Source organism: Oryzobacter terrae (genome assembly GCF_042756445.1).
In the GTDB taxonomy this organism is placed as follows: domain Bacteria; phylum Actinomycetota; class Actinomycetes; order Actinomycetales; family Dermatophilaceae; genus Oryzobacter; species Oryzobacter terrae.
Map to the genome: position 1 here is coordinate 1705426 of NZ_CP170578.1, position 19601 is coordinate 1725026.

Consider the following 19601-nt stretch of genomic DNA (forward strand, 5'->3'; position numbering starts at 1 on the left):
GCCCTCAGGCCTCGAACTTGTAGCCCAGGCCCCGCACGGTGAGGATGTGCGCCGGCGTGCCCGGGTCGTCCTCGACCTTGGCGCGCAGCCGCTTGATGTGGACGTCGAGGGTCTTGGTGTCGCCGACGTAGTCGCTGCCCCACACCCGGTCGATGAGCTGCATCCGGGTGAGCACCCGGCCGGTGTTGCGCAGCAGCATCTCGAGGAGCTCGAACTCCTTGAGCGGCAGCGAGACCTGGGCGCCGCGCACCGTGACGACGTGGCGCTCGACGTCCATCCGGACCGGACCGGCCTCGAGGGTCGTGGGGAGGAGCTCCTCGGGCTCGGCGAGCCGGCGCAGCACGGCCTTGATCCGGGCCAGCAGCTCTCGCGAGGAGTAGGGCTTGGTGACGTAGTCGTCGGCGCCCAGCTCCAGACCGACGACCTTGTCGATCTCGCTGTCCTTGGCGGTGAGCATGATGACGGGGACGTTCGAGCGCTGGCGCAGGGCCCGGCACACGTCGACCCCGGACAGCCCGGGGAGCATGAGGTCGAGGAGGACGAGGTCGGCGCCGGCGGCGTCGAACTCGGTGAGCGCGTCGTTCCCGTTCTCGGCCACCGACACCTCGTACCCCTCCTTGGACAGGAGGTAGGACAACGGGTCCGAGAACGACACCTCGTCCTCGACGATCAGGATGCGGGTCATGCGGAGCTTCTCTCCTCGCTGGGCGCCGGCCGTGGTCGGCCGGCGTCGTCGTCCGCGATCGGCCGGTCGGCCGCCGCGGGAAGCGTCATCGTGAACGTCGAGCCGCGTCCCTCCTGGCTCCAGACGCCCACCTCACCCCCGTGGTTGTTGCTGATGTGCTTGACGATGGCGAGCCCGAGGCCGGTGCCGCCGGTGGCCCGCGAGCGCGCCTCGTCGACGCGGTAGAAGCGCTCGAAGATCCGTTCCTGCTCGGTGGCCGGGATGCCGACGCCCTGGTCGGTGACGGTCACCTCGACGGCGTCGCCCGACCGTCGAGCCCCCACGCCGACCCGGGTGCCGGACCCGCTGTAGTTCACCGCGTTCGTCACGAGGTTGGTCACCGCGGTCGTCAGCAGCTCGCCGTCGCCGAAGACGCGCAGCCCGTCCTCGGCGAGCACCGCGAGCTCGATGTCGCGCGACTCGGCCCCGACGCGGACCCGGTCGACGGCCTCGGCGACGACGACCCCGATGTCGACGAGCTCGGGCTCGTGGAGGGTGTCGGCGACCTGGAGGCGGGAGAGGTCGACGATCTCCTGGACGAGGCGGGTGAGCCGCGAGGACTCGACCATGATCCGCTGGGCGAAGCGCTCGACGGCGACGGGGTCCTCCTTGGCGTCGAGGACGGCCTCGGCGAGCAGGGAGATCCCGCCGACCGGGGTCTTGAGCTCGTGGCTGACGTTGGCGACGAAGTCGCGGCGGACCTCCTCGACGCGACGGGCCTGGGTGTGGTCCTCGGCGAGGACGAGGACGTGCGAGACCGCCAGCGGGGCGACGCGCACCCGCATGACGGCGCTGGCGTCGGTGTTGGGGCCGCGGGTGAGGTCGAGCTCGGCCTCGCGGATCATGCCGTCGCGCCGGACCTGCCGGGCGAGGTGGCGCAGCTCGCTGTGGACGAGCTCGCCGTGCCGGACGAGCCCGTAGCTGACCGCCGACGCCGAGGTGTTGACGACGGCGTCGCTGGCGTCGAGGACGACGGCGATGGAGCGCAGGACCGACAGCACCTCGCCGACGCCCCGGGGCAGGGGCGCCTCGTCGGCATCGGCGTCGGCGGTGCTGCGCTCGGACCAGCGCGACGCGACGACGGCCACCGCCCCGATGACGAGGCCGACCGCCCCGCCGAGGGTCGCCGCGAGCACAGGGTCCACGTCCGCCAGCGTACGGCCCGCACCACGGCGCTCCGGCGCACCCGACGGCCCCCGGGCGGGGGGACCTCCAGATGTTCACCGTCGGTGCGCCTCCGGTTCACCGCGGGCTGCCACAGTGCCGGAGGCCGCACTCGAGCACGACCAGCACCGAAGGACACCCCACTGATGCGCAAGGCCTTCCACGAGGAGCTCGACCGGGTCGCCGAGACCCTCGTCGAGATGACGCACCTCGCCGCCTCCGCGATGAACCGCGCGACGACCGCCCTCCTCGACGCCGACATCCACCTCGCCGACTCCGTCATCGCCGCCGACGCCGAGATCGACTCGCGGCGTGCCGAGCTCGACCTCATGTCGTTCGACCTCCTGGCCCGCCAGCAGCCCGTCGCGACCGACCTGCGGGTCATCGTCACGAGCATGCGGATGAGCAGCGACATCGAGCGGATGGGCGACCTCGCGCGCCACGTCGCCAAGGTCGCCCGCCTGCGCTACCCCGAGTCGGCCGTGCCGGCCGAGCTGCGGGCGACGATCCTCCAGATGGGCCAGGTCGCCGAGCGCATCGTCGAGAAGGCCGGGTCGGTCATCGCCGCCCGCGACCTCGTCGCCGCCCAGGAGATCGAGCGCGACGACGACGCGATGGACGAGCTGCACCGCGAGCTCATCGCCCGGGTGACCGGTGGCGGCTGGCAGCACGGGACCGAGGCGGCGGTCGACATCACCCTCCTCGCCCGCTACTACGAGCGCTTCGCCGACCACGCGGTCAGCGTCGGTCACCGGGTCATCTGGCTCGTCACCGGCGAGCTCGACCCGCGCAGCGAGTCCAGCCACGAGGACGCCGAGGACGACGCCCCGGTCCTCCACCGGGGCTGACCTCTCCCGGCCGACAGCCCCGGCGACGCCGACGACCGCGTCCGATCCGGGTTCGACGGTGCGACCGGGTCGACCCGGGCCCTCCCCACCGCCCGGTCGCGGTGTGACACTGGCGGGGTGACCTTCGTGGATGACGACGTCCGCGAGTTCGTCGCCGCCCGGTGGCCCGACCTCGAGTCGGTCGCCCACGTCGTCACCCTCGACCCCGAGGTGGCCCGCCGGCTCACGAGCGAGGTCCTCGTCGGGATGGCCCGGCACTGGTCCGAGGCGGTCGAGGACGGCCGGCCGGCCGAGCGCTCCCGTCACGACCTCCTCGTGGCCGCCCTCGGGTCGGCGCCCCGCCGGGGACCCGCGCCGGTCGCGGCCTCGGCGGCCGACCAGCCGGCGGTGCCCTCGGCCGTCCCGTGGGAGGACGTGGCCGGTGACGACCCGGTCGTCCTCGCCCTCGTCGCCGCGCTGCGGGCCGCCGACCCGCTCGAGCGGGCCGTCCTCGCGGCCCAGGAGGTCTGGGACGCCGGGCCCGACGAGGTCGCCCACCTCCTCGACCGGCCGGCGGGCCCGGTGCACGAGGCCGCGGCGTCCGTGCGCCGGCGGCTCGGCTCCGCCCACGACGACGCCCGGGCCGCCGCCGGGCTCGACCCCGCGCGCTGGGCCCTCGACCACGACACCGGCGACGCCATCGGCCACCTGCTGCGCGACCTCGACGAGCCCCCCGACCCCGCCGCGCTCGTCGCCGGGGCCGCCGGACGGCTGCGGCGCCGCTCCCTCGTCCTCGGGGGCACCGCCGCCGCCGGCCTCGCCGCCGGCGCGTGGGCCGTCGGGAGCACGGTCGTCCCCGACACCCCGGCTGTTCCCGCCGACCGTCCCGTCCCGCCGGCGGGCGACCCGTCGTGGGCCTCGACCCGCACGTGGACGGCCCGCGGCACCCTCGCCCGCGACCCCGCGGTGCGGGCCCTCGTCGAGGCCCGTGACCCCGGCGCCACCCTCCTCTGGGCCGGCGACGCCGAGGACCTGCGGGTCGTCGTGGCCCGACGCGACCTGTCCCGCGAGGGCTCGACGACGGTGCGGGTGTGGGCGGGCGCGCGCGGGGCGGGGGTCGCGGCGCTCAGCGAGGTGCCCCTGCGGGTCGAGGAGATCGAGGACGCCGACGACGCCGTGGCGCTCTCCCTGCCGAGCACCTCCGGCACGCACGGGCTGCTGCTCCTCCTCTCCCGACCCCAGGTGCTCCGCTGCGCCTACTCGCCGCTCGTCACCTACACCCGGGCCGGCGGCGTCCGGCGGCAGTGGCGCGAGGTCGGCCTCATCGACGGGGTGTCGACCGTGGGGCTGCGCCGGCCGCCGGGCCCGGCCCTGCGCGTCCGGCTCGGCCCGTTCGACGGTCCCCCGGCGGGGCCCCAGCGGGTCACCCTCGGGACGACGCGGGCGGCGGAGACCGACCCGTCGACCGCGCTCGTCGAGGCCGTCGCGCCCTTCGTCGCCGCCGCCTGCGGCCGCCCCCCGGACACGATGACGAGCGAGATCGCCCTCGAGGCCACGGTGCCGGGAGACGTCCTGGCCCCGTGGGTCGTGGTCGCGCAACCGGGCCCCGGCGAGGTCGTCGTGGTCCACACCCGACTCGACGACGGGTCGCTCCTGCGCACCGTGCGGGTCCGCGACGACGGGCGGGCGAGGGTGGGGTCCGCCGACCTCGAGACCGCCCGGCCCATCTCGGTCGAGGACGTCCGCAAGCCGTTCGCGGTCCGGCTGCCCCCGATGCGCGCCGAGATCGGGCGCTTCCTCGTCGTCGCGCCCGGCGCCGCGAAGGCCCAGCTGCTCGCCGTGACGTCGTCGTCGTACCCGGTGTCGGAGGTCGTCCCCGTCACCGGCGGCACCGCGATCCTCGAGGTCGTCAACGCGCGCCAGGCCGCGGTGTACCGGCTCGTCCTCTGGGACGAGGACGGCAGGAGGCTCGGCTCGTGGCGCCAGCTGTTCGGCCGCCGCGACCCCAACGACATGTGGCCGCGCTTCGGCTGACCCCTGCCGCCACGGCCGCGTCCGGTGTGACACTGACCCGGTGAGCACCGTGGTCGACGAGGACTTCACCGCCTTCGTCGACGCCCGCTGGCCCGACCTCGAGGCGGTGGCGCGCGTCGTCGTCCTCGACCCCGACCGCGCCCGCTCGGCGACGACCGCCGCCCTCGCCGACCTCGCGACCCGGTGGCGCCGCACCGTCGAGGAGGGGCGCCCCGGTGAGGAGGCCCGCCGCGCCCTCCTCACCGCCGCGCTGGCCGCCGCACGGCCGGCACGGGCCGCGGGCGTCCGGCTCCCCGGCCGTCGCGCCGCTCCCGGCCCTGCACCAGCCGGACCTGCCGGTCCGCCGGCCGTGCCGCCGGCCGTGCCGTCGGCCCTGCCGTGGGAGGACGACGAGGCGCCCGACGAGGTCGTCCTCGCCGTCCTCGACGTCCTCGCCGCGTCCGACCCCCTCGACCGCGCCCTCGTCGCGGCCCGTGTCGTGTGGGAGCTGCGCTCGCACGAGGTGGCCCACCTCCTCGGACGCCCGCACGGAGAGCTCGCCGGCCGGGAGGCTGCGCTCCTCGAGCGGGTGTCGGTGGTGCGGACCGAGGCCCGGGCCCGCGCCGGCCTCGGGACCGGCGGCGACTGGCGCGGCCGCGACGGCGACCTCGAGGACGCCGTCACCGAGATCCTCCGCGGCCAGGGCGACCCGCCCGATCCCACGGCCCTGGTGACGCAGCGGTCGGGCGGGGTGCGGCGTCGGCACCTCGTCCTCGGCGGGGTGGCCGCCGCCACGCTGGTCGGCACCGGTGCGGCCGTCGGGCTGCGCGCCGACCCCCCGCCCGCCCCCGCGCGTCCGAAGCCGCCGCCCGGGCCCCAGGACCCGAGCTGGAGGCGCACCGCCACCTGGTCGGCGCGTGGACCGCTGGGACGGGACCCCCGGACGCTGGCCCTCGTGCAGTCCAACGGCCCCTTCGGCAGCCGCGTCCTGTGGGCGGGCGACGTCGGGACGCTGCGCGTCGTCATCGGCTCGTACCCGGGGCCGGTCGACATGGACGGCACCGAGCTCACCGTCTGGACCGGGGCCCGGGGGCAGGACGTGCGCTCGCTGCAGATGGCGAACCTCGCGATGAGCGGCATCTACGGGATCGACGACCTCGTCGCCGTGAGCCTGCCCGACGGACCGTCGGAGTCCCCGAGCTCGGTCCTCGTCGTCCTCACGACGCCGACCGTGCCGACCGCCGAGGTGTCGCGCGTCATCGAGCCGCAGCCCGACGGCAGCGTCGACCGGACGTGGAGCCCGCTGCCCCTCGTCGACGGGGTCGCCGCGACCGTCCTCGACGGGCCCCTCGGACCGGCCCTGCGGGTGCGCACCGCCGGACGGGAGCAGCCCCCGGCGAGCACGATCGCGCCCTTCGCCGAGCTCGATGGGGGCGAGCTCACCCCGGAGTCCCTCGCCGCCGGCGCGCAGCGGCTCGTCTCGACCGTGACGGGCATCCCCGCCACCCGGATGACGACGACCGTCACCGTCGACGAGACGCTCCCCGTCCGCGTGTTCGCCAGGGAGCAGGGCAGGTCCCGGGTCGTCGTGGTCCGGACCCGGCTGCCGAACGGGACCCTGCTGACGTCCGCCGCCGTCACCGACCTCGCCGACGACGCCGTGGAGAACAGCGGCGCCATGCTCTTCCGGTCCGCCGCCATCACGCCCGAGGAGCACCTCGACGACCCCATCGTCACCCGCGTGGAGGACCTGCGCTCCAACGTCGGCCGCTACCTCGTCGTCGCCCCGGGCGCCGAGCGCGTGCAGCTGATCTCGGTGAGCCCCGACGGGTACCCCGTGTCGAAGGTCGCGCGGACGAACGGCCGCGACGCCGTCGTCCTCAACCTCGTCAACGCCGACCTCGCCTCCTCCCTCAAGGTCGTCGCCCGTGACGCGAGGGGACGCACCCTCTTCGACGACGTGCCGGTCGAGCCGATGTGGCTGTTCGGGTTCTGAGGCCTCGACCGTCGTCGAGGTCCTCGCCGGCGGACCGCCCGGACGCGTCGGCCCCGGTGTGACACTGGGCGGGTGACCACGACCGAGGCCGACCACCGCGAGTTCGTCCTCGCGCGCTGGCCCGAGCTCGAGGCGGTCGCGCGGGTCGTCACCGACGACGCCGACACGGCCCGACGGGTCACCACCGACGTCCTCGCCGCGCTGTCCTCCCGCTGGACCGCGGCGCTCGAGGACGGGCGCCCCGGCGAGCAGGCCCGGGCGGCACTCCTCGTCGCGGCCGTCGGTGCGGCAGAACGGCGTCCACGCGACGTCGGCGCGACGTCGGGTGTCCCGGCGCCCGTCGGCGACCTTGGGCTCGACGGCGACCTCGGGCTCGACGGCGAGGACGACCCCGGGGTGCGGGCGCTCGCCGCGGAGATCCGCGACCTCGACCCGCTCGGCCGGGCCCTCGTCGCGTCCCGGGTCAGCTGGGACGCCGACGCGATGGAGGTCGCCCGCCTCCTCGGCCGACCACGGGCCGAGGTGACCGTCCGCGACCGGGACGTCACCCGCCGCCTGACCCGGGCGCACGACGACACCCGCCGCGCCGCCGGGCTCGACCCCGCGCCGTGGCTGCTCGAGCGCGACCTCGACGACGCCGTCGGGGTCCTGCTCGGCCGCCAGGACGACCCACCGGACCCCGCCGCCCTCGTCGCGGACCGGGCCTCCGGGCTGCACCGGCGCCGGCTGCTCCTCGGCGGGGCCGCCGCCGCCGGGCTCGCCGGAGCCGCGTGGTGGGTGGCCTCCGGGATCGGCGGGGGCGGGCCACGGCCCGGGCCCACCGGGCTTCCAGCCGACGACCCCGCGTGGGACACGACGCGGCGGTGGCCGGCCCGCGGACGCCTCGCGGACGACGCCGACGTGCGGGCCCTCGTCATCAGGGACGCCCCCAGCGGGTCCCGCCTGCTCTACGCCGACGTCGTGGGCGACCGGACCGTCGTCGTCGCCTCCCCCGCCGACATCTCCGGGCGGCCCGGCGTCCGCGTCGTCGTGTGGACGGGCCCGCGGGGGGCGCCCCCGGCGAGCCTGGCGCGGGTGCCGCTGGCCCGCGACGCCCTCTCCGGGGTGCGTGACGTCGTCGCCCTCGTCGTCGCCCAGGACGTCGGCGACGCGCTGCTCGTCCTCGCACCGCCGACGCTCGAGGCCGCGCACTACGCCGCCGTCGTCACGCCGAACCCGGCCGGCGGCTCGGTCCGCTCGTTCACCCCGCTGCCGCTCGCCGCCGGCGTCGGGGTCGAGCTCGTGGGTCGCGGCCTCGGTCCCGCCACCATCGTCAGCGCCGGTGGCTACCAGGGCGTCCCGGCGGGCACCCCCGAGGCCCGCCACCTCGTCCTCCCGCAGGCGCCGGCGTCGGTGTTCGCCGACTCCCGCCGCGACCTCGTCGCCGAGCTCACCGGCATCCCCGGAGGGCTGCTCAGCACGCGCGTCGTCGTCGACAGCCGCGCCACCGCCGGCGTCCTCGACCCCGACGCGGCCGCGCCGGGCAGCGGGTCCGGTCGGGTCCTCGTCGTCCACACCCGCACCCCGGACGACGCCGTCGTGCGGTCCGTGCGGGTGACCGACGCCGGGCGGAGCCGGGCCGGGGCGTTCGACGCCGAGGAGGCGTCGGTCGTCGCCACCGCGGAGGTCGACGGGCCGGTCCTCGTCACCCTCCCGACGAGCAGCCGGACCGAGCGCTTCCTCGTCGTCGCGCCCGGGGCCGCACGGGCGCGCCTCCTCAGCTCGACCTCGGGCGACCGTGCCGTGACGCGACGGGTGCGCTGCCTCGACGGCACGGCCGTCCTCACCGTCCCCGACGCGCGCCAGGAGGCGCGGTACCGCCTCCTCCTCGAGGACGCCGCGGGCGCGCGCCTCTTCCTCGGGGTGCCCCCGAGGTCCTCGGCGCTGGTCTGACGCCCTCGGTCCGGCGGCCTCGGTCCGGCGGCCTCCGGCTAGCGGCCCTGGTTGGCGACCGCGGCGGCGGCCTCGGCGGCCGCCTCGGGGTCGAGGTACTCGCCCGGTCCGGTGGGCGCGAAGCCCTCGTCGAGGCGGTAGACGAGCGGCATGCCGGTGGGGATGTTCAGGCCCGCGATGTCGTCGTCGCTGATCCCGTCGAGGTGCTTGACGAGGGCCCGCAGCGAGTTGCCGTGCGCCGTGACGAGGACGGTGTGACCGTCCGTGAGGTCGGCACGGATCTCGTTCTCCCAGTACGGCATCATCCGCGGGATGACGTCCTTGAGGCACTCGGTGAGGGGCACGTCGACGCCGGCGTAGCGCGGGTCGCCGGTCTGGTCGAACTCGCTGCCGGCGTCGATGGGCGGCGGCGGGGTGTCGAAGCTGCGGCGCCAGAGCATGAACTGCTCGTCGCCGTACCTGTCGCGGGTGGCCGCCTTGTCGAGGCCCTGGAGGGCGCCGTAGTGCCGCTCGTTGAGGCGCCAGCTGCGCCGCACCGGGATCCAGTGCCGGTCGGCGGCGTCGAGGGCGAGGTTGGCCGTGGTGATGGCGCGGCGCAGGACGGAGGTGTGCACGACGTCGGGCAGCAGGCCCGCGTCCTTCATCAGCTGGCCCCCGCGCACCGCCTCGGCACGGCCCTTGTCGGTGAGGTCGACGTCGACCCAGCCGGTGAAGAGGTTCTTCTGGTTCCAGTCGGACTCGCCGTGGCGCAGCAGGATGAGCGTGTGTGCCGTCATGCTCGCCAGCCTAGCCACCGGCGCGGCGACGTGGCCGGGGCCCGTCAGTCCGTGGGCGCGGGGTCCCCCGGGCGCTCGAGGAGGTGGCGGAAGGCCTCGAGGTTGCGCAGGCTCTCGCCGCGCGAGACCCGCCACTCCCACTCCTTGTGCATCGAGGTGATGAAGCCCATGACGAGCAGCTCGTTGAACGGCTCGTCAGCGGCGCCGAGGACGACCCCGAGGAGCTGGTCGACCTGCTCCGCGGTGACGCCGGCCGCCGGGATCCGACCCGTGACGTAGACGTCGCCGGACCGGTCCACCGCGTAGGCGAGCCCGGGCAGGCGGAGGTTGCGGCGCAGGAGGAAGCGGTAGACCTCCTCGTGGTTCTCGTCGGGGTTGCGCACGACGAAGGCCGAGGCCGACAGCCCGGTGTCGGCCACGACGAGGGAGACGACGGTCTTGAGCTTCTTCTCCCCCGGCAGCGAGACGACGTACTCCTCGGGGCGCGCGCCGACCTCCCACTCGAGCCCCGACTCCTCGAGGAACGCCTCGACCGTGGCCGCGACGTCGCTGCGGACGTCGGTCACGGGATGACCGCCTGCGGGATCCCGGTGAGCAGCTCGGCGTCGTTGATCGACGCCTCCCGGGGCCGCGCCATGGCGTCGGCGTAGACCCCGGCCAGCCGCTCGGCGGTGCGGGCCCAGCCGAACCCGGCGGCGTGCTCGGTGGCCGCGCGCGACAGCCCGGCCCGCAGGTCGGGGCGCAGGGCGACGCGCGAGAGGGCGGAGGCCCAGTCGGCCGTGTCGTGGCCGTCGACGAGGATGCCGCCCGCGCCCACGGCGGTGGGCAGGCCACCGGTGTTCGTCGCGACGACGGGCGTACCGCACGCCTGGGCCTCGACGGCGACGAGGCCGAAGGACTCGCTGTGCGACGGGACCGCGACGACATCGGCCGCGCGGTACCACTGGGCGAGCGTGGGACGGTCGACCGGAGGGACGAAGCGCACGAGGTCGGCGACGCCCAGCCGGGCGGCGAGCTCGGGCAGGCCCATCGGCGAGCGGACCGCGGCGCCGCTGTCGCCCCCGAGGACGGCGACGACGAGCCGCGAGCGCAGTGCCGGGTCGCGGCGCACCATCTCGGCCGCCGCCCGGATGAGGACGTCGGGCGCCTTCAGCGGCTGGATCCGGCCGACGAACCCCAGGACCACGGCGTCGGCCGGCAGGCCCACGGCGGCCCGGGCCTCGGCGACCGACCCCGGCGTGAAGACGGCGAGGTCGACCCCGGGCTCGGCGACGGCGACGCGGGCCGGGTCGGCGCCGTAGAGGTCGACGAGCTCGCTCGCCTCGCGGTCGGTGTTGGCGACGAGCCGGTCGGCGGCCTCGACGACCTGCGCCTCGCCGATCTCACGGCCGCGGGGCTCGGGCTCGTCCCCGTCGGCGAGGTGCAGGTTCTTGACCCGCGCCATCGTGTGCATCGTGTGGACGAGGGGGACGCCCCAGCGGTCGGCGGCGAGCCACCCCACCTGGCCCGAGAGCCAGTAGTGCGAGTGGACGAGGTCGTAGTACCCCGGCGGGGCGTGGGCCGCGACGCGCATCATCCCGGCGGCGAAGGCGCAGAGCTGCCCGGGCAGGTCCTCCTTCGACAGGCCCTCGTACGGGCCGGCGGCGACGTGCCGGACGACGACACCCGGCTCGACCTCGACGACCGTAGGATGCGTGGCGGTCGTCGTGCGGGTGAACAGGTCGACCTCGATGCCGCGCCGCGCGAGCTGGCGCGAGACCTCGAGGACGTAGACGTTCATGCCGCCGGCGTCGCCCTGCCCCGGCTGGGCCAGCGGGGAGGTGTGGACCGAGACCATCGCGACCCGGCGGGGGGTCGGCGCGGCGTCGGGGGTGCTCACGGTTCCTACTCTGTCACGGGGTCACGGGGGGTGTCGGTGACGGTCACCACGCACCGTGGGGCCCAGACGTGGACGGCGATGCGGCCGTCCTGGCGCAGGTCGACGGCGCGGGGCACCTGCACCGGACCGATCGACACGTCGGTGCCGAGCACCCAGGTGAACGCGGGCTGCTCGACGACCGAGGGGTCGACCCAGTACGCGCGCTCCTTGAGGTTGCGCTCGGGCAGGGCGGGGGCGATGCCGGTCGTCGCCGGTCGCCAGTCGAGGTGGATGGCGACCATGTCGGCTCCCGGGACGGCGGCGTCCATCCGGATGCGTCCGTCGATCGGCTCGAACTCGATGCGCAGGGGCATGCTGCGCACGTCGTCGTGGACGACGCCGCTGTAGAGGACGGTGTCCTTGACCCGGCGCACGGCGTCGATGCGGACGTGCGAGAGCTCGGAGGTGACGACCTCGCGGTCGCGCTCGCCCGTCTCGACGAGGGAGCCCATGACGACGGTGACCGGCGCGCCCCGCGTCACGGTGTCGGCGAGGACGACGCTGTCGCGGGAGAGCCGGAACCCCGAGTCGTAGAGGGTGACCGACAGCCCTGCCCCGAGCGACTGGACGCCACGGGCCCCCTGGGCCACCTCGAGCAGCCCCGGCTCGACGTCGGCGATGCCCACGTCGCGGTCGAGGGCCTTCGGGACCCACGAGGTCAGGCCGAGGCCGAGGGCGGCCACGCACGACAGGACGAGCGCGACCATCGAGAGGCTCACCTCGCCGTCGCGCGCCCGTCTGCGGATCCAGTCGACCACCCGCTCAGCGTATGACGGGCGGCTGGGAGCGAGGGCCGCCGGACCTACGCTGGGGCGGTGGCGCAGCAGCGACCCGTGGGGGTCATCACCCGGGGGACGACGAACCCCAACCGGCTGCGCCGCTGCGACCGCTGGTTCGCCGGTCCGCAGGCCTGGCGGCTGCGCCGGCACCGGGACGGTCCGCCGGTGGTGGTCGACCTCGGGTACGGCGCCTCCCCCGTCACGGCCGTCGAGCTGCACGAGCGGCTGCGGCGGGTGCGCCCCGACGTCGAGGTCGTGGGGATCGAGATCGACCCGGTCCGGGTGGCCGCCGGGCGGCTGCTCGAGCGGCCCGGCCTGTCGTTCCGGCGCGGCGGCTTCGAGGTGCCGCTGGAGGGCGGGGCGCGGCCGGTCGTCGTCCGGGCGTTCAACGTGCTGCGCCAGTACGACGAGTCGGAGGTCGCCGCGGCCTGGGCGACGACGGCCGCGCGGCTCGCCCCCGACGGGTTGCTCGTCGACGGCACGTGCGACGAGCTCGGGCGCCTCTCGACGTGGGTGGCCGTGGAGGAGTCCGGGCCGGTCAGCCTCTCGCTCAGCTGGAGGCTGCGCGGGCTGGAGCGTCCGGGCGTCGTGGCGGAGCGGCTGCCGAAGGCGCTCATCCACCGCAACGTCCCCGGCGAAGGGGTGCACCGGCTCCTCGCGGAGCTCGACGCGGCGTGGGCGCGCGCGGCGCCGCAGGCGTCCTACGGGGTGCGGCAGCGCTTCCTCACCACGGCGTCGTCCCTGCGCGACGCGGGGTGGCCGCTTCTCGACGGGCCCTCACGCTGGCGGCTCGGGGAGCTGACCGTGGCGTGGGACGCCGTCGCGCCTCACCAGGGGCCGTAGGGCCCCTCGGTGCGCCCGCGGCCCATGACCTGGTCGAGGGCGGGGCGGACGTCGGCGAGGTAGACCCCGGCGCCGATGATCCCCACGATGCCGAGCAGGCCCGGGATCGCGCCGATCGAGACGACCCCGAGCAGCGCCGCCACGACGGTGACGACGAGCCAGAAGGGCTTGGTCCGCTTGCCGGCGGCCTCGAAGGCGTCGGAGGGGCGGCGCACGCAGTCGACGAGCGCCCACGCCTCGACCCCGAGGGCCGCGACGGACAGACCGAGGACGATCCACTCCTGGAGGTCGTAGAGCAGCTGCATGGGGAGAGCCTAGGCGTCAGACGTCGAGGACGATGGTGACGGGGCCGTCGTTGACGAGCTCGACGTCCATGTGGGCGCCGAACCGGCCCGTCGCGACCTCGACCCCGCGGGCCCGCAGCGCCTCGACGACCCGGTCGACGACGGGCTCGGCCACGGGGCCCGGGGCGGCGGCGTTCCACGACGGGCGCCGGCCCTTGCGGGTGTCGGCGTAGAGGGTGAACTGGCTGACGACGAGGACGGGGGCGCCGACGTCGCACACCGAGCGCTCGTCCTCGAGGATGCGCAGGTCGGCGATCTTGCGGGCCATCGTCGCGACCTGCTCGGGGCCGTCGTCGTGGGTGACGCCGACGAGGGCGAGCAGGCCCGGCCGGTCGATCGCGCCGACGACCTCGCCCTCGACGGTGACGCTGGCGCGCGAGACGCGCTGGAGGACGGCCCTCATGCGTCGGGGGCGGCGGGGCCGTCGGGGGCGGCGAGGTCGTCTGCGCCGTCGATGCCGACGACGACGAGGGCGCCCACGGGGGCGCCGTGGCCGAGGACCGGGGCGTCCTCGAGGCGCCCGTACGCGGTGGACTCGACCCCGAGCCGGCGCAGCACCGCCGCGAGGACGACGGGTCGGGCCCGCTGGGCGCCGTCGGCGATCTTGAGGGCGACGCCGCGCCCGTCGGCCAGGCCCACGGCGTAGACGGCCTCGGCGCCGTCCTTGGCGATGGCGCCCTCGGTCCCCCGGATCAGCGCCGTGACGTCGCGGCGGGTGCCGCCGAGGTACTCCGGGTGGGCCCGGACGGCGGCGGCGACGTCGCCCTCGGGGGTACCGGGCCCCGCGGCGGCCACCCGGCCGAAGGCGCGGGCGAGCCCGGCGAGGCTGATCGCCATGACGGGGGCGCCGCAGCCGTCGACCGCGGTGGCCGCCACCGGCTCGCCGGCGAGGTCCTCGATGGTGCGGGCCATGGCCTGCTGGAGCGGGTGGTCGACCTCGCGGTAGGTCGTGGGGTCCCAGCCGTTGACGAGGCACGTCGCGAGCATCGCGGCGTGCTTGCCGGAGCAGTTCTGGGCGAGGGGCCGGGCGACGTGACCGGCGGCGATCCAGATGTCGCGCTCGTCGGCGTCGTAGGGCAGGTCGGGGGTGTTCTGCAGGTCGGCCTCGGTGAGCCCGGCGGCGGTGAGCATCTCGCGTACGGCGTCGAGGTGGAAGGGCTCGGCGGAGTGGCTCGCACAGGCGAGGGCGAGCTGGTGCGGGGGCAGGGTGAGCCCGGCGCGCAGCATCGCGACGCCCTGGAGCGGCTTGTTCGACGACCGCGGGAAGACCGGGTCGGTCACCGACCCCCACGCGTGGAGGACGTCGCCCTCGGGACCGGTGACCGCGACGCTCGCGCGGTGGACCGACTCGACGACGCCCCCGCGCACCACGTGGGCCAGCACGGGCGCGTCGGCCAGGGCCGGCGGGGTCGGGAGGCTGCGGGTCGCTGTGGGCTGTTCGGGCACGGGGGCGACGCTACCCGCGCGGTGCCGCTCGGCCTCACCGCGTCCTCAGGGCGTCCTCACGGCGTCCCCCGGCCGGTTCCGTGCGGGAACGCGAACGACCGGGGCCGGGCGAGAGCACGGCCCCGGTCGTCGGGGTGGTCACCGGGAGGGGAGCCCGGGACCGGGACGGTCGGGCGAACCCGACCGAGGTGGAGAGGTCAGTCGCCGACCTTGGCGGCGGCCTTCTCGGTGGCCTTCTCGGCGGCGGCCGCGGTCTTGCGGGCGCTCGTCGTGGCGGCCTTGGCCGACGCGGTCGTCTTCTTCGTGGCCTTCTTCGCCGTCGTGGTCGTGCGCTTGGCGGCGGTGCGGGTGTTCTTCACGGAGGTCTCGACCTCGGTGGCCGCGGCCTCGGTGGTCTCGACGACGGTGCCGGCGACGATGGACGCGACGCGGGCGGCCTCGCTGCGACCGGTGGTGATGGTGGCCTTGGCGGAGCGCTCGATGTCGGCGGCGGCCTTGCGGGCGGTGGTGACCGCACCCTTGGCCTGGGCGACGGTGGTCTCGGCCTGGGCGACGAGGTCCTTGGTCGACTGCTGCGTCCGCAGGCGGGTCACGAGGCCCTTGCCACGGGTGGCGAGGCTCTCGTAGGACTCGACGACCTTGCCGCCGACCACGAGGGTCTGGTTGAGGGCGAGGGCGGGGAGCTCCTTGACCTGGCCGGCGATGGCGGTCGGGTCGAAGTCGACGGCGACCTTCTCGGCGCGGACGCGGGCGGCCTCGGCGCGCACGCGGGCCTCACGGACGCGCTCGACGACGAGGTCGGTGGCGCCCACGGCGGCGTAGAACGGGGTGGTGTCGACCTTGAGGTCCTGGAGGACGGGCATGGTGGATCTCCTTCTCGTGGGTGGTGCTGGTGTCTGGTGCCGGCGGCGCTGTCGGCGGGGTGCGGGGGGCGGTGCTCAGGCCCGCGGGTCGTCCTCGACGTAGGACTCGTAGATGTCGAGGAGGGCCTTCTTCTGGCGGGCGGTGAGGTGTGCGTCCTCGGCGATGGCGCGGCGCACGTCGGTGGTGGTGTCGGGGTGGGTGACCTCGGCGTCGAGGATCCCGGCCTTGACGTAGAGGCTCTCGGCGGAGACCTCGAGGCCCTTGGCGAGCTGTTGCAGGATCTCGGCGCTCGGGCGCTTCAGTCCCCGCTCGATCTGGGACAGGTAGGGGTTGGACACCCCGGCGAGCTCGGACAGCTGACGGAGGGAGAGCCGGGCGGCCGTGCGCTGCTCGCGCAGGTAGTCGCCGAGGCTGCTGCCCAGGTCGTTCAGCGGGTTCTTGCTCACGAGTCCATTGTGCTTGCTCTAGTTAGCGGAATGCAAACTCAGGCAAGCGTGAGGGTGCTCACACGGTGGATCCCAGGGGCGGACGGACGTCCTCGCGCCCCTCGCGGACCCGCTCTTCGTGGGGAGGTGCGCGTCAGGCGGTGGCGGCCTGGCGCTGGCGGGTGCGCAGGGTGATGTCCTGGCACTCCACGCAGATCGCCTCGGGAACCAGACCCCAGCGCATGAGGTGGCCGAAGACCCAGCAGCCGGCGCAGAAGCCGAATGCGCTCTCGAGGACCGCGAACACGACGAGGACGGCGAGCAGCCCGACGGTCACCGCGGGGGCGCCGAGCGCGAGGGCGAGGGTCGCGCCCGCGGTGAACAGCAGGCCCACCCCCTGGGCGAACCGCTTCGGGGCGCCGGCGACGAGGACGGGGTCGCCGAGCCGCGGCGCGATGACCTTCGTCGCGAGCTGGCCGAACGGGTCGTAGCGCGGTCCGGCCGCGACGCGCAGCGCGAAGCCGACGGCGAGGACGGCCGCGAGCCAGAGCCAGCCGGTCGCCAGGGCGAGCACGGCGACGAGCACGACGAACGCGGCCACCACGCGGGCGGCCTTCTCGTTGACGACCTTGGGGAACCCAAAAGCACGACGCATGTCAGCCATAACCACGAATTATGCAGTGGCCATTCCCCCTCCACCATCTCGCGTCCGCCCCTTGGCCAGAGACACCCTCGCCCGAGGACGTCCGGATGGATCACCGCGTGGACCACCCCCGCCGCCCGACCTCCCAGCCCGACCAACTGAACAGATGGTTCATCCGGTGGACCACCGCAGCCCCGCCCGGCCTCCCAGCCCGACCAACTGAACAGATGGATCACCCGGTGGACCACGTCATCTCGCCCGGCCTCCCAGCCCGACCAACTGAACAGATGGATCACCCGGTGGACCACGTCATCTCGCCCGGCCTCCCAGCCCGACCAACCGAACGGATGGATCACCCCCTGGACCGCGTGATCTCGCGCGTCGGGTGATCCGCGGTGGCCCACGGGGTGATCCATCCGGACGTGTCGCGTACAGACCCCCCCACGGACGACCGCCGGGTCGAGGGCGCCCACCTGTACCGGGCGCCGCCCGCCTACCTCCACGTTGCGGGGAGGACGTTGGGGGCCGCGCGACAGGGGTCCGTCAGGCCCCGCGGCGGTCCTTGATCGCGAGGAGGTCGCGGGTCTCGTCGCACGTCAGCGGCGGCCGCTGCATCAGCGTCGCGAGCTCGGCGGCCCGGGCCACCAGCTCGTCGTTGTGCGCGACCACCTGTCCCCGGCGGAACACGACGTTGTCCTCCATCCCGACGCGCAGGTGCCCGCCGGCCGACAGCGCCGCCGCCATGACCGGCAGGTGACCTCGGCCGATCCCCGTCGCCGACCACGACGTCACCCCGGCCGGCAGCATCGCGACCCCCGCCATGAGGGCCGCGGTCGTCGCGGGCATCCCACCGGGCACCCCGGTGACGAAGTCGACGTGCACCTTCCCGCCGAAGGGCAGGCCGTGGGTGTCGAGCAGCCGCGCCAGGGCGTGGACGTGGCCGAGGTCGAACAGCTCGAACTCGGGGACGACCTCGCGCTCCTGAGCCTGCACGTACAGCTCGCTCATGAACGGCCACGGGTTGAGGAAGACGTCGTCGCCGAAGTTCGTCGTCCCGCACGTCAGCGAGCACGAGTCGGGCTCGGCGTCCAGGACGGTCAGCCGCGTCTCGAGCGGGTCGTGCACCGAGCCGCCGGTCGACAGCTGGACCACGAGGTCGGTCGCCGCGCGCACCGCGTCGACCGTGGCCCGCAGGAACCCGGCATCGAGGGTGGGCGCGTGGGAGCCGTCGCGGACGTGCAGGTGGATGAGCGAGGCCCCGGCCGCCTGGCACCGCACCGCGGTCTCGACGACCTCGTCGAGGGTGGTCGGCAGCTGGGGAAGGTCGGCCTTGGCGTGCTCCGCGCCGGTGGGCGCGACGGTGATGAGGGTGCCGGTGCCGGCCGAGGACGAGGGGCTCATGGGCCCATCATGGCAGCGCCGTGACCCGCCCCGCGCGAGAGGATCTGCGGCGGATCAGCCGGTGACGACGACGGTCTGCGCGGCGGAGACCCCTCCGGCGAGAAGATCGGCGTCCTCGGCGACGGACCGCTTGATGACCGCGAGTGCCACCGGCCCGTCCTCGAAGTGCCGCGCGACCGACGTCAGCCGCCCGACCTCGCGCTCCCCCGCGACGACCGGCGCCCCGGCGTCGGGCAGCACGTGCCCCGACCCGTCGAGGTGGAGGAAGACGATGCGGCGCGGCGGCCGGCCGAGGTTGTGCACCCGGGCGATCGTCTCCTGCCCGCGGTAGCACCCCTTGTGGAGGTGGACCGCCGTGCGCAGCCAGTCGACCTCGTGCGGGATGGTGCGGTGGTCGGTCTCGTGCCCCAGGCGGGGACGCCACGCGGCGACGCGCAGGGCCTCGGCGGCCCAGGTCCCGGCGAGCGGCCGGTCCCCCAGCGCGGCCTCGAGGTCGCCGACCGGCACGATGAGCTCGCGCCAGGCCCGCCCCTCGGCCGGGTGACCGTCGACCGGGCCGTAGCTGACGGTGTCGCCGACGAGGCCGGGCCACGGGTCGACCCACGCGAGCGGCTCGCCCTCGACCGACTCGGCACCGACCGGCTCCCCCAGGACGGCGAAGTCCGCCGTCACGTCGGCCACCTCGACCCGCAGCATGAACCGCATGGAGTCGAGCCACTCGACGAGGGCGGGCGCCGTCCCGGGTTCGACCGTGATCCACGTCGTCGTCCCGTCGTCGACGACGTGGAGGGCGTGCTCGACGTGGCCCTTCGGCGACAGGACGAGCGACTCCCTCGACACCCGCGGGGCGAGGCCGAGGAGGTGCTGCGTCGTCATCGAGTGCAGCCAGGTGAGCCGGTCGGGACCGGTGACGGTGACGACGCCGCGGTGCGACAGGTCGACGGCGGCGAGCCCTTCGGCGAGGAGGCGCTGCTCGCGCGCCGGGTCTCCGTAGTGCGCGGCGACGCCGGCGTCGACGCCCTCCCCCTCGACGGCGCCGTGGCGCGCGAGCAGGGGCGAGGTGGTGGTGGACGTGGTCATGAGGTGGCCTCCCGGCAGGTACGGCAGAGGCCGTGGACGGCGGCGTGCGAGACGTCGGCGGCGAAGCCGAGGCGGTCGTCGAGGCGCGCGACGAGCTCGTCGGCGACCTCGAGGGGGAGCTCGCCGACCCAGCCGCAGCCACGGCAGACGACGTGGAGGTGGGTGGCGTGCTCGGCGAGGTGATAGCTGGGCGCGCGGTGGTCGACGTGGGTGTGGCCGACGAGGCCGAGCTCGGAGAGGGCCTCCAGCGCGCGGTAGACCGTCGAGGCCGACACCGCCGCCCCGCCGTCGGCCGCGACGGCCTCGGCGATCTCCTCGGGCGTGCCGTGGCCGAGGTGGCCCACCGCCGCGAGGACGCGCTCGCGCTGCGAGGTCAGGCGCTTGCCCCGTGCCCGCAGCCGTGCACCCAGATCGCTCACCCCTCCA

At 75.4% G+C, this 19601-nt stretch carries 20 protein-coding genes; 5 read left to right on the forward strand and 15 right to left on the reverse strand.

Annotated features, from left to right (window positions below; genetic code table 11):
- Positions 1–4: 4 nt before the first annotated feature.
- Positions 5–685 (reverse strand): response regulator, encoded by a 681-nt coding sequence (locus ACFWN3_RS07955; RefSeq protein WP_377645051.1) that lies wholly within the window; start codon positions 683–685, stop codon positions 5–7.
- Positions 682–1869, reverse strand: coding sequence for a sensor histidine kinase (locus tag ACFWN3_RS07960; protein ID WP_377645053.1), 1188 nt, complete (start codon positions 1867–1869; stop codon positions 682–684). The genes ACFWN3_RS07955 and ACFWN3_RS07960 overlap by 4 nt, the downstream gene beginning before the upstream one ends.
- 165 nt (positions 1870–2034) lie before the next feature.
- On the opposite strand from ACFWN3_RS07960, the gene phoU reads away from it, so the two are divergent.
- The 4 genes from phoU to ACFWN3_RS07980 all read left to right on the forward strand — a co-directional run bounded on the left by phoU (position 2035) and on the right by ACFWN3_RS07980 (position 8656).
- Complete coding sequence (gene phoU / locus ACFWN3_RS07965; RefSeq protein ID WP_377645055.1) at positions 2035–2736, forward strand: phosphate signaling complex protein PhoU; 702 nt, start codon at positions 2035–2037, stop codon at positions 2734–2736.
- A 117-nt stretch (positions 2737–2853) separates the two neighbouring features.
- The gene (locus ACFWN3_RS07970) at positions 2854–4749 is read left to right on the forward strand and encodes a hypothetical protein (protein WP_377645057.1); all 1896 of its coding nucleotides are present in this window, start codon (positions 2854–2856) and stop codon (positions 4747–4749) included.
- Between the two features lie 40 nt (positions 4750–4789).
- Positions 4790–6724 carry a hypothetical protein gene (locus ACFWN3_RS07975; RefSeq protein ID WP_377645059.1) on the forward strand — a complete coding sequence of 645 codons (1935 nt, stop codon included), beginning with the start codon at positions 4790–4792 and terminating at the stop codon, positions 6722–6724.
- A 72-nt stretch (positions 6725–6796) separates the two neighbouring features.
- Positions 6797–8656 carry a hypothetical protein gene (locus tag ACFWN3_RS07980; protein WP_377645060.1) on the forward strand — a complete coding sequence of 620 codons (1860 nt, stop codon included), beginning with the start codon at positions 6797–6799 and terminating at the stop codon, positions 8654–8656.
- A 38-nt stretch (positions 8657–8694) separates the two neighbouring features.
- On the opposite strand, the gene ACFWN3_RS07985 is transcribed toward ACFWN3_RS07980, so the two are convergent.
- The 4 genes from ACFWN3_RS07985 to ACFWN3_RS08000 are packed head-to-tail and all read right to left on the reverse strand — an operon-like array spanning position 8695 to position 12108.
- Complete coding sequence (locus tag ACFWN3_RS07985; protein WP_377645063.1) at positions 8695–9432, reverse strand: phosphoglyceromutase; 738 nt, start codon at positions 9430–9432, stop codon at positions 8695–8697.
- 44 nt (positions 9433–9476) lie between these two features.
- Positions 9477–9998: a YbjN domain-containing protein gene (locus tag ACFWN3_RS07990; protein ID WP_377645065.1), complete on the reverse strand. Its 522-nt coding sequence runs from the start codon at positions 9996–9998 to the stop codon at positions 9477–9479.
- Positions 9995–11269 (reverse strand): D-inositol-3-phosphate glycosyltransferase, encoded by a 1275-nt coding sequence (gene mshA, locus ACFWN3_RS07995; protein ID WP_377645560.1) that lies wholly within the window; start codon positions 11267–11269, stop codon positions 9995–9997. The genes ACFWN3_RS07990 and mshA overlap by 4 nt, the downstream gene beginning before the upstream one ends.
- A 47-nt stretch (positions 11270–11316) precedes the next feature.
- Positions 11317–12108, reverse strand: coding sequence for a hypothetical protein (locus ACFWN3_RS08000; RefSeq protein WP_377645067.1), 792 nt, complete (start codon positions 12106–12108; stop codon positions 11317–11319).
- A gap of 57 nt (positions 12109–12165) precedes the next feature.
- Here ACFWN3_RS08000 and ACFWN3_RS08005 point away from each other — a divergent pair, with 57 nt between their 5' ends.
- The gene (locus ACFWN3_RS08005; RefSeq protein ID WP_377645070.1) at positions 12166–12972 is read left to right on the forward strand and encodes a class I SAM-dependent methyltransferase; all 807 of its coding nucleotides are present in this window, start codon (positions 12166–12168) and stop codon (positions 12970–12972) included.
- Here the strand turns inward: ACFWN3_RS08005 and ACFWN3_RS08010 are convergent.
- From ACFWN3_RS08010 to ACFWN3_RS08050, 9 genes are all read right to left on the reverse strand, one after another.
- Complete coding sequence (locus ACFWN3_RS08010; RefSeq protein WP_377645074.1) at positions 12957–13277, reverse strand: DUF2516 family protein; 321 nt, start codon at positions 13275–13277, stop codon at positions 12957–12959. The two genes, ACFWN3_RS08005 and ACFWN3_RS08010, sit on opposite strands and share 16 nt — an antisense overlap.
- A gap of 16 nt (positions 13278–13293) precedes the next feature.
- Positions 13294–13719 carry a D-aminoacyl-tRNA deacylase gene (dtd, locus tag ACFWN3_RS08015; RefSeq protein ID WP_377645076.1) on the reverse strand — a complete coding sequence of 142 codons (426 nt, stop codon included), beginning with the start codon at positions 13717–13719 and terminating at the stop codon, positions 13294–13296.
- Positions 13716–14762, reverse strand: coding sequence for an asparaginase (locus ACFWN3_RS08020; RefSeq protein WP_377645078.1), 1047 nt, complete (start codon positions 14760–14762; stop codon positions 13716–13718). The genes dtd and ACFWN3_RS08020 overlap by 4 nt, the downstream gene beginning before the upstream one ends.
- 197 nt (positions 14763–14959) lie before the next feature.
- Entirely contained in the window at positions 14960–15625 is a 666-nt protein-coding gene (locus ACFWN3_RS08025) for a hypothetical protein (protein ID WP_377645080.1), read from the reverse strand.
- Between the two features lie 75 nt (positions 15626–15700).
- On the reverse strand, positions 15701–16072 hold the full coding sequence (locus tag ACFWN3_RS08030; RefSeq protein ID WP_377645082.1) for a helix-turn-helix domain-containing protein: 372 nt from the start codon (positions 16070–16072) through the stop codon (positions 15701–15703).
- Between the two features lie 133 nt (positions 16073–16205).
- A complete protein-coding gene (locus tag ACFWN3_RS08035; protein ID WP_377645084.1) occupies positions 16206–16715 on the reverse strand; it encodes a DUF4395 domain-containing protein in 510 nt (169 codons plus the stop codon).
- Positions 16716–17237: 522 nt separating this feature from the next.
- Positions 17238–18095 carry a 3-keto-5-aminohexanoate cleavage protein gene (locus ACFWN3_RS08040; RefSeq protein WP_377645086.1) on the reverse strand — a complete coding sequence of 286 codons (858 nt, stop codon included), beginning with the start codon at positions 18093–18095 and terminating at the stop codon, positions 17238–17240.
- A 54-nt stretch (positions 18096–18149) separates the two neighbouring features.
- Entirely contained in the window at positions 18150–19175 is a 1026-nt protein-coding gene (locus ACFWN3_RS08045) for a YgfZ/GcvT domain-containing protein (RefSeq protein WP_377645087.1), read from the reverse strand.
- Complete coding sequence (locus tag ACFWN3_RS08050; RefSeq protein ID WP_377645089.1) at positions 19172–19594, reverse strand: Fur family transcriptional regulator; 423 nt, start codon at positions 19592–19594, stop codon at positions 19172–19174. Before ACFWN3_RS08050 ends, ACFWN3_RS08045 begins: the two co-directional genes overlap by 4 nt.
- Between the last annotated feature and the right edge of the window lie 7 nt (positions 19595–19601).

Excerpts from the sequence above, each read along its gene's own strand:
- ACFWN3_RS07955 (WP_377645051.1), bottom strand. The coding sequence starts at position 685 with ATGACCCGCATCCTGATCGTCGAGGACGAGGTGTCGTTCTCGGACCCG.
- phoU (WP_377645055.1), top strand. The coding sequence starts at position 2,035 with ATGCGCAAGGCCTTCCACGAGGAGCTCGACCGGGTCGCCGAGACCCTC.
- ACFWN3_RS07985 (WP_377645063.1), bottom strand. The coding sequence starts at position 9,432 with ATGACGGCACACACGCTCATCCTGCTGCGCCACGGCGAGTCCGACTGG.
- mshA (WP_377645560.1), bottom strand. The coding sequence starts at position 11,269 with ATGGTCTCGGTCCACACCTCCCCGCTGGCCCAGCCGGGGCAGGGCGAC.
- ACFWN3_RS08010 (WP_377645074.1), bottom strand. The coding sequence starts at position 13,277 with ATGCAGCTGCTCTACGACCTCCAGGAGTGGATCGTCCTCGGTCTGTCC.
- dtd (WP_377645076.1), bottom strand. The coding sequence starts at position 13,719 with ATGAGGGCCGTCCTCCAGCGCGTCTCGCGCGCCAGCGTCACCGTCGAG.
- ACFWN3_RS08025 (WP_377645080.1), bottom strand. The coding sequence starts at position 15,625 with ATGCCCGTCCTCCAGGACCTCAAGGTCGACACCACCCCGTTCTACGCC.
- ACFWN3_RS08035 (WP_377645084.1), bottom strand. The coding sequence starts at position 16,715 with ATGGCTGACATGCGTCGTGCTTTTGGGTTCCCCAAGGTCGTCAACGAG.
- ACFWN3_RS08040 (WP_377645086.1), bottom strand. The coding sequence starts at position 18,095 with ATGAGCCCCTCGTCCTCGGCCGGCACCGGCACCCTCATCACCGTCGCG.
- ACFWN3_RS08045 (WP_377645087.1), bottom strand. The coding sequence starts at position 19,175 with ATGACCACGTCCACCACCACCTCGCCCCTGCTCGCGCGCCACGGCGCC.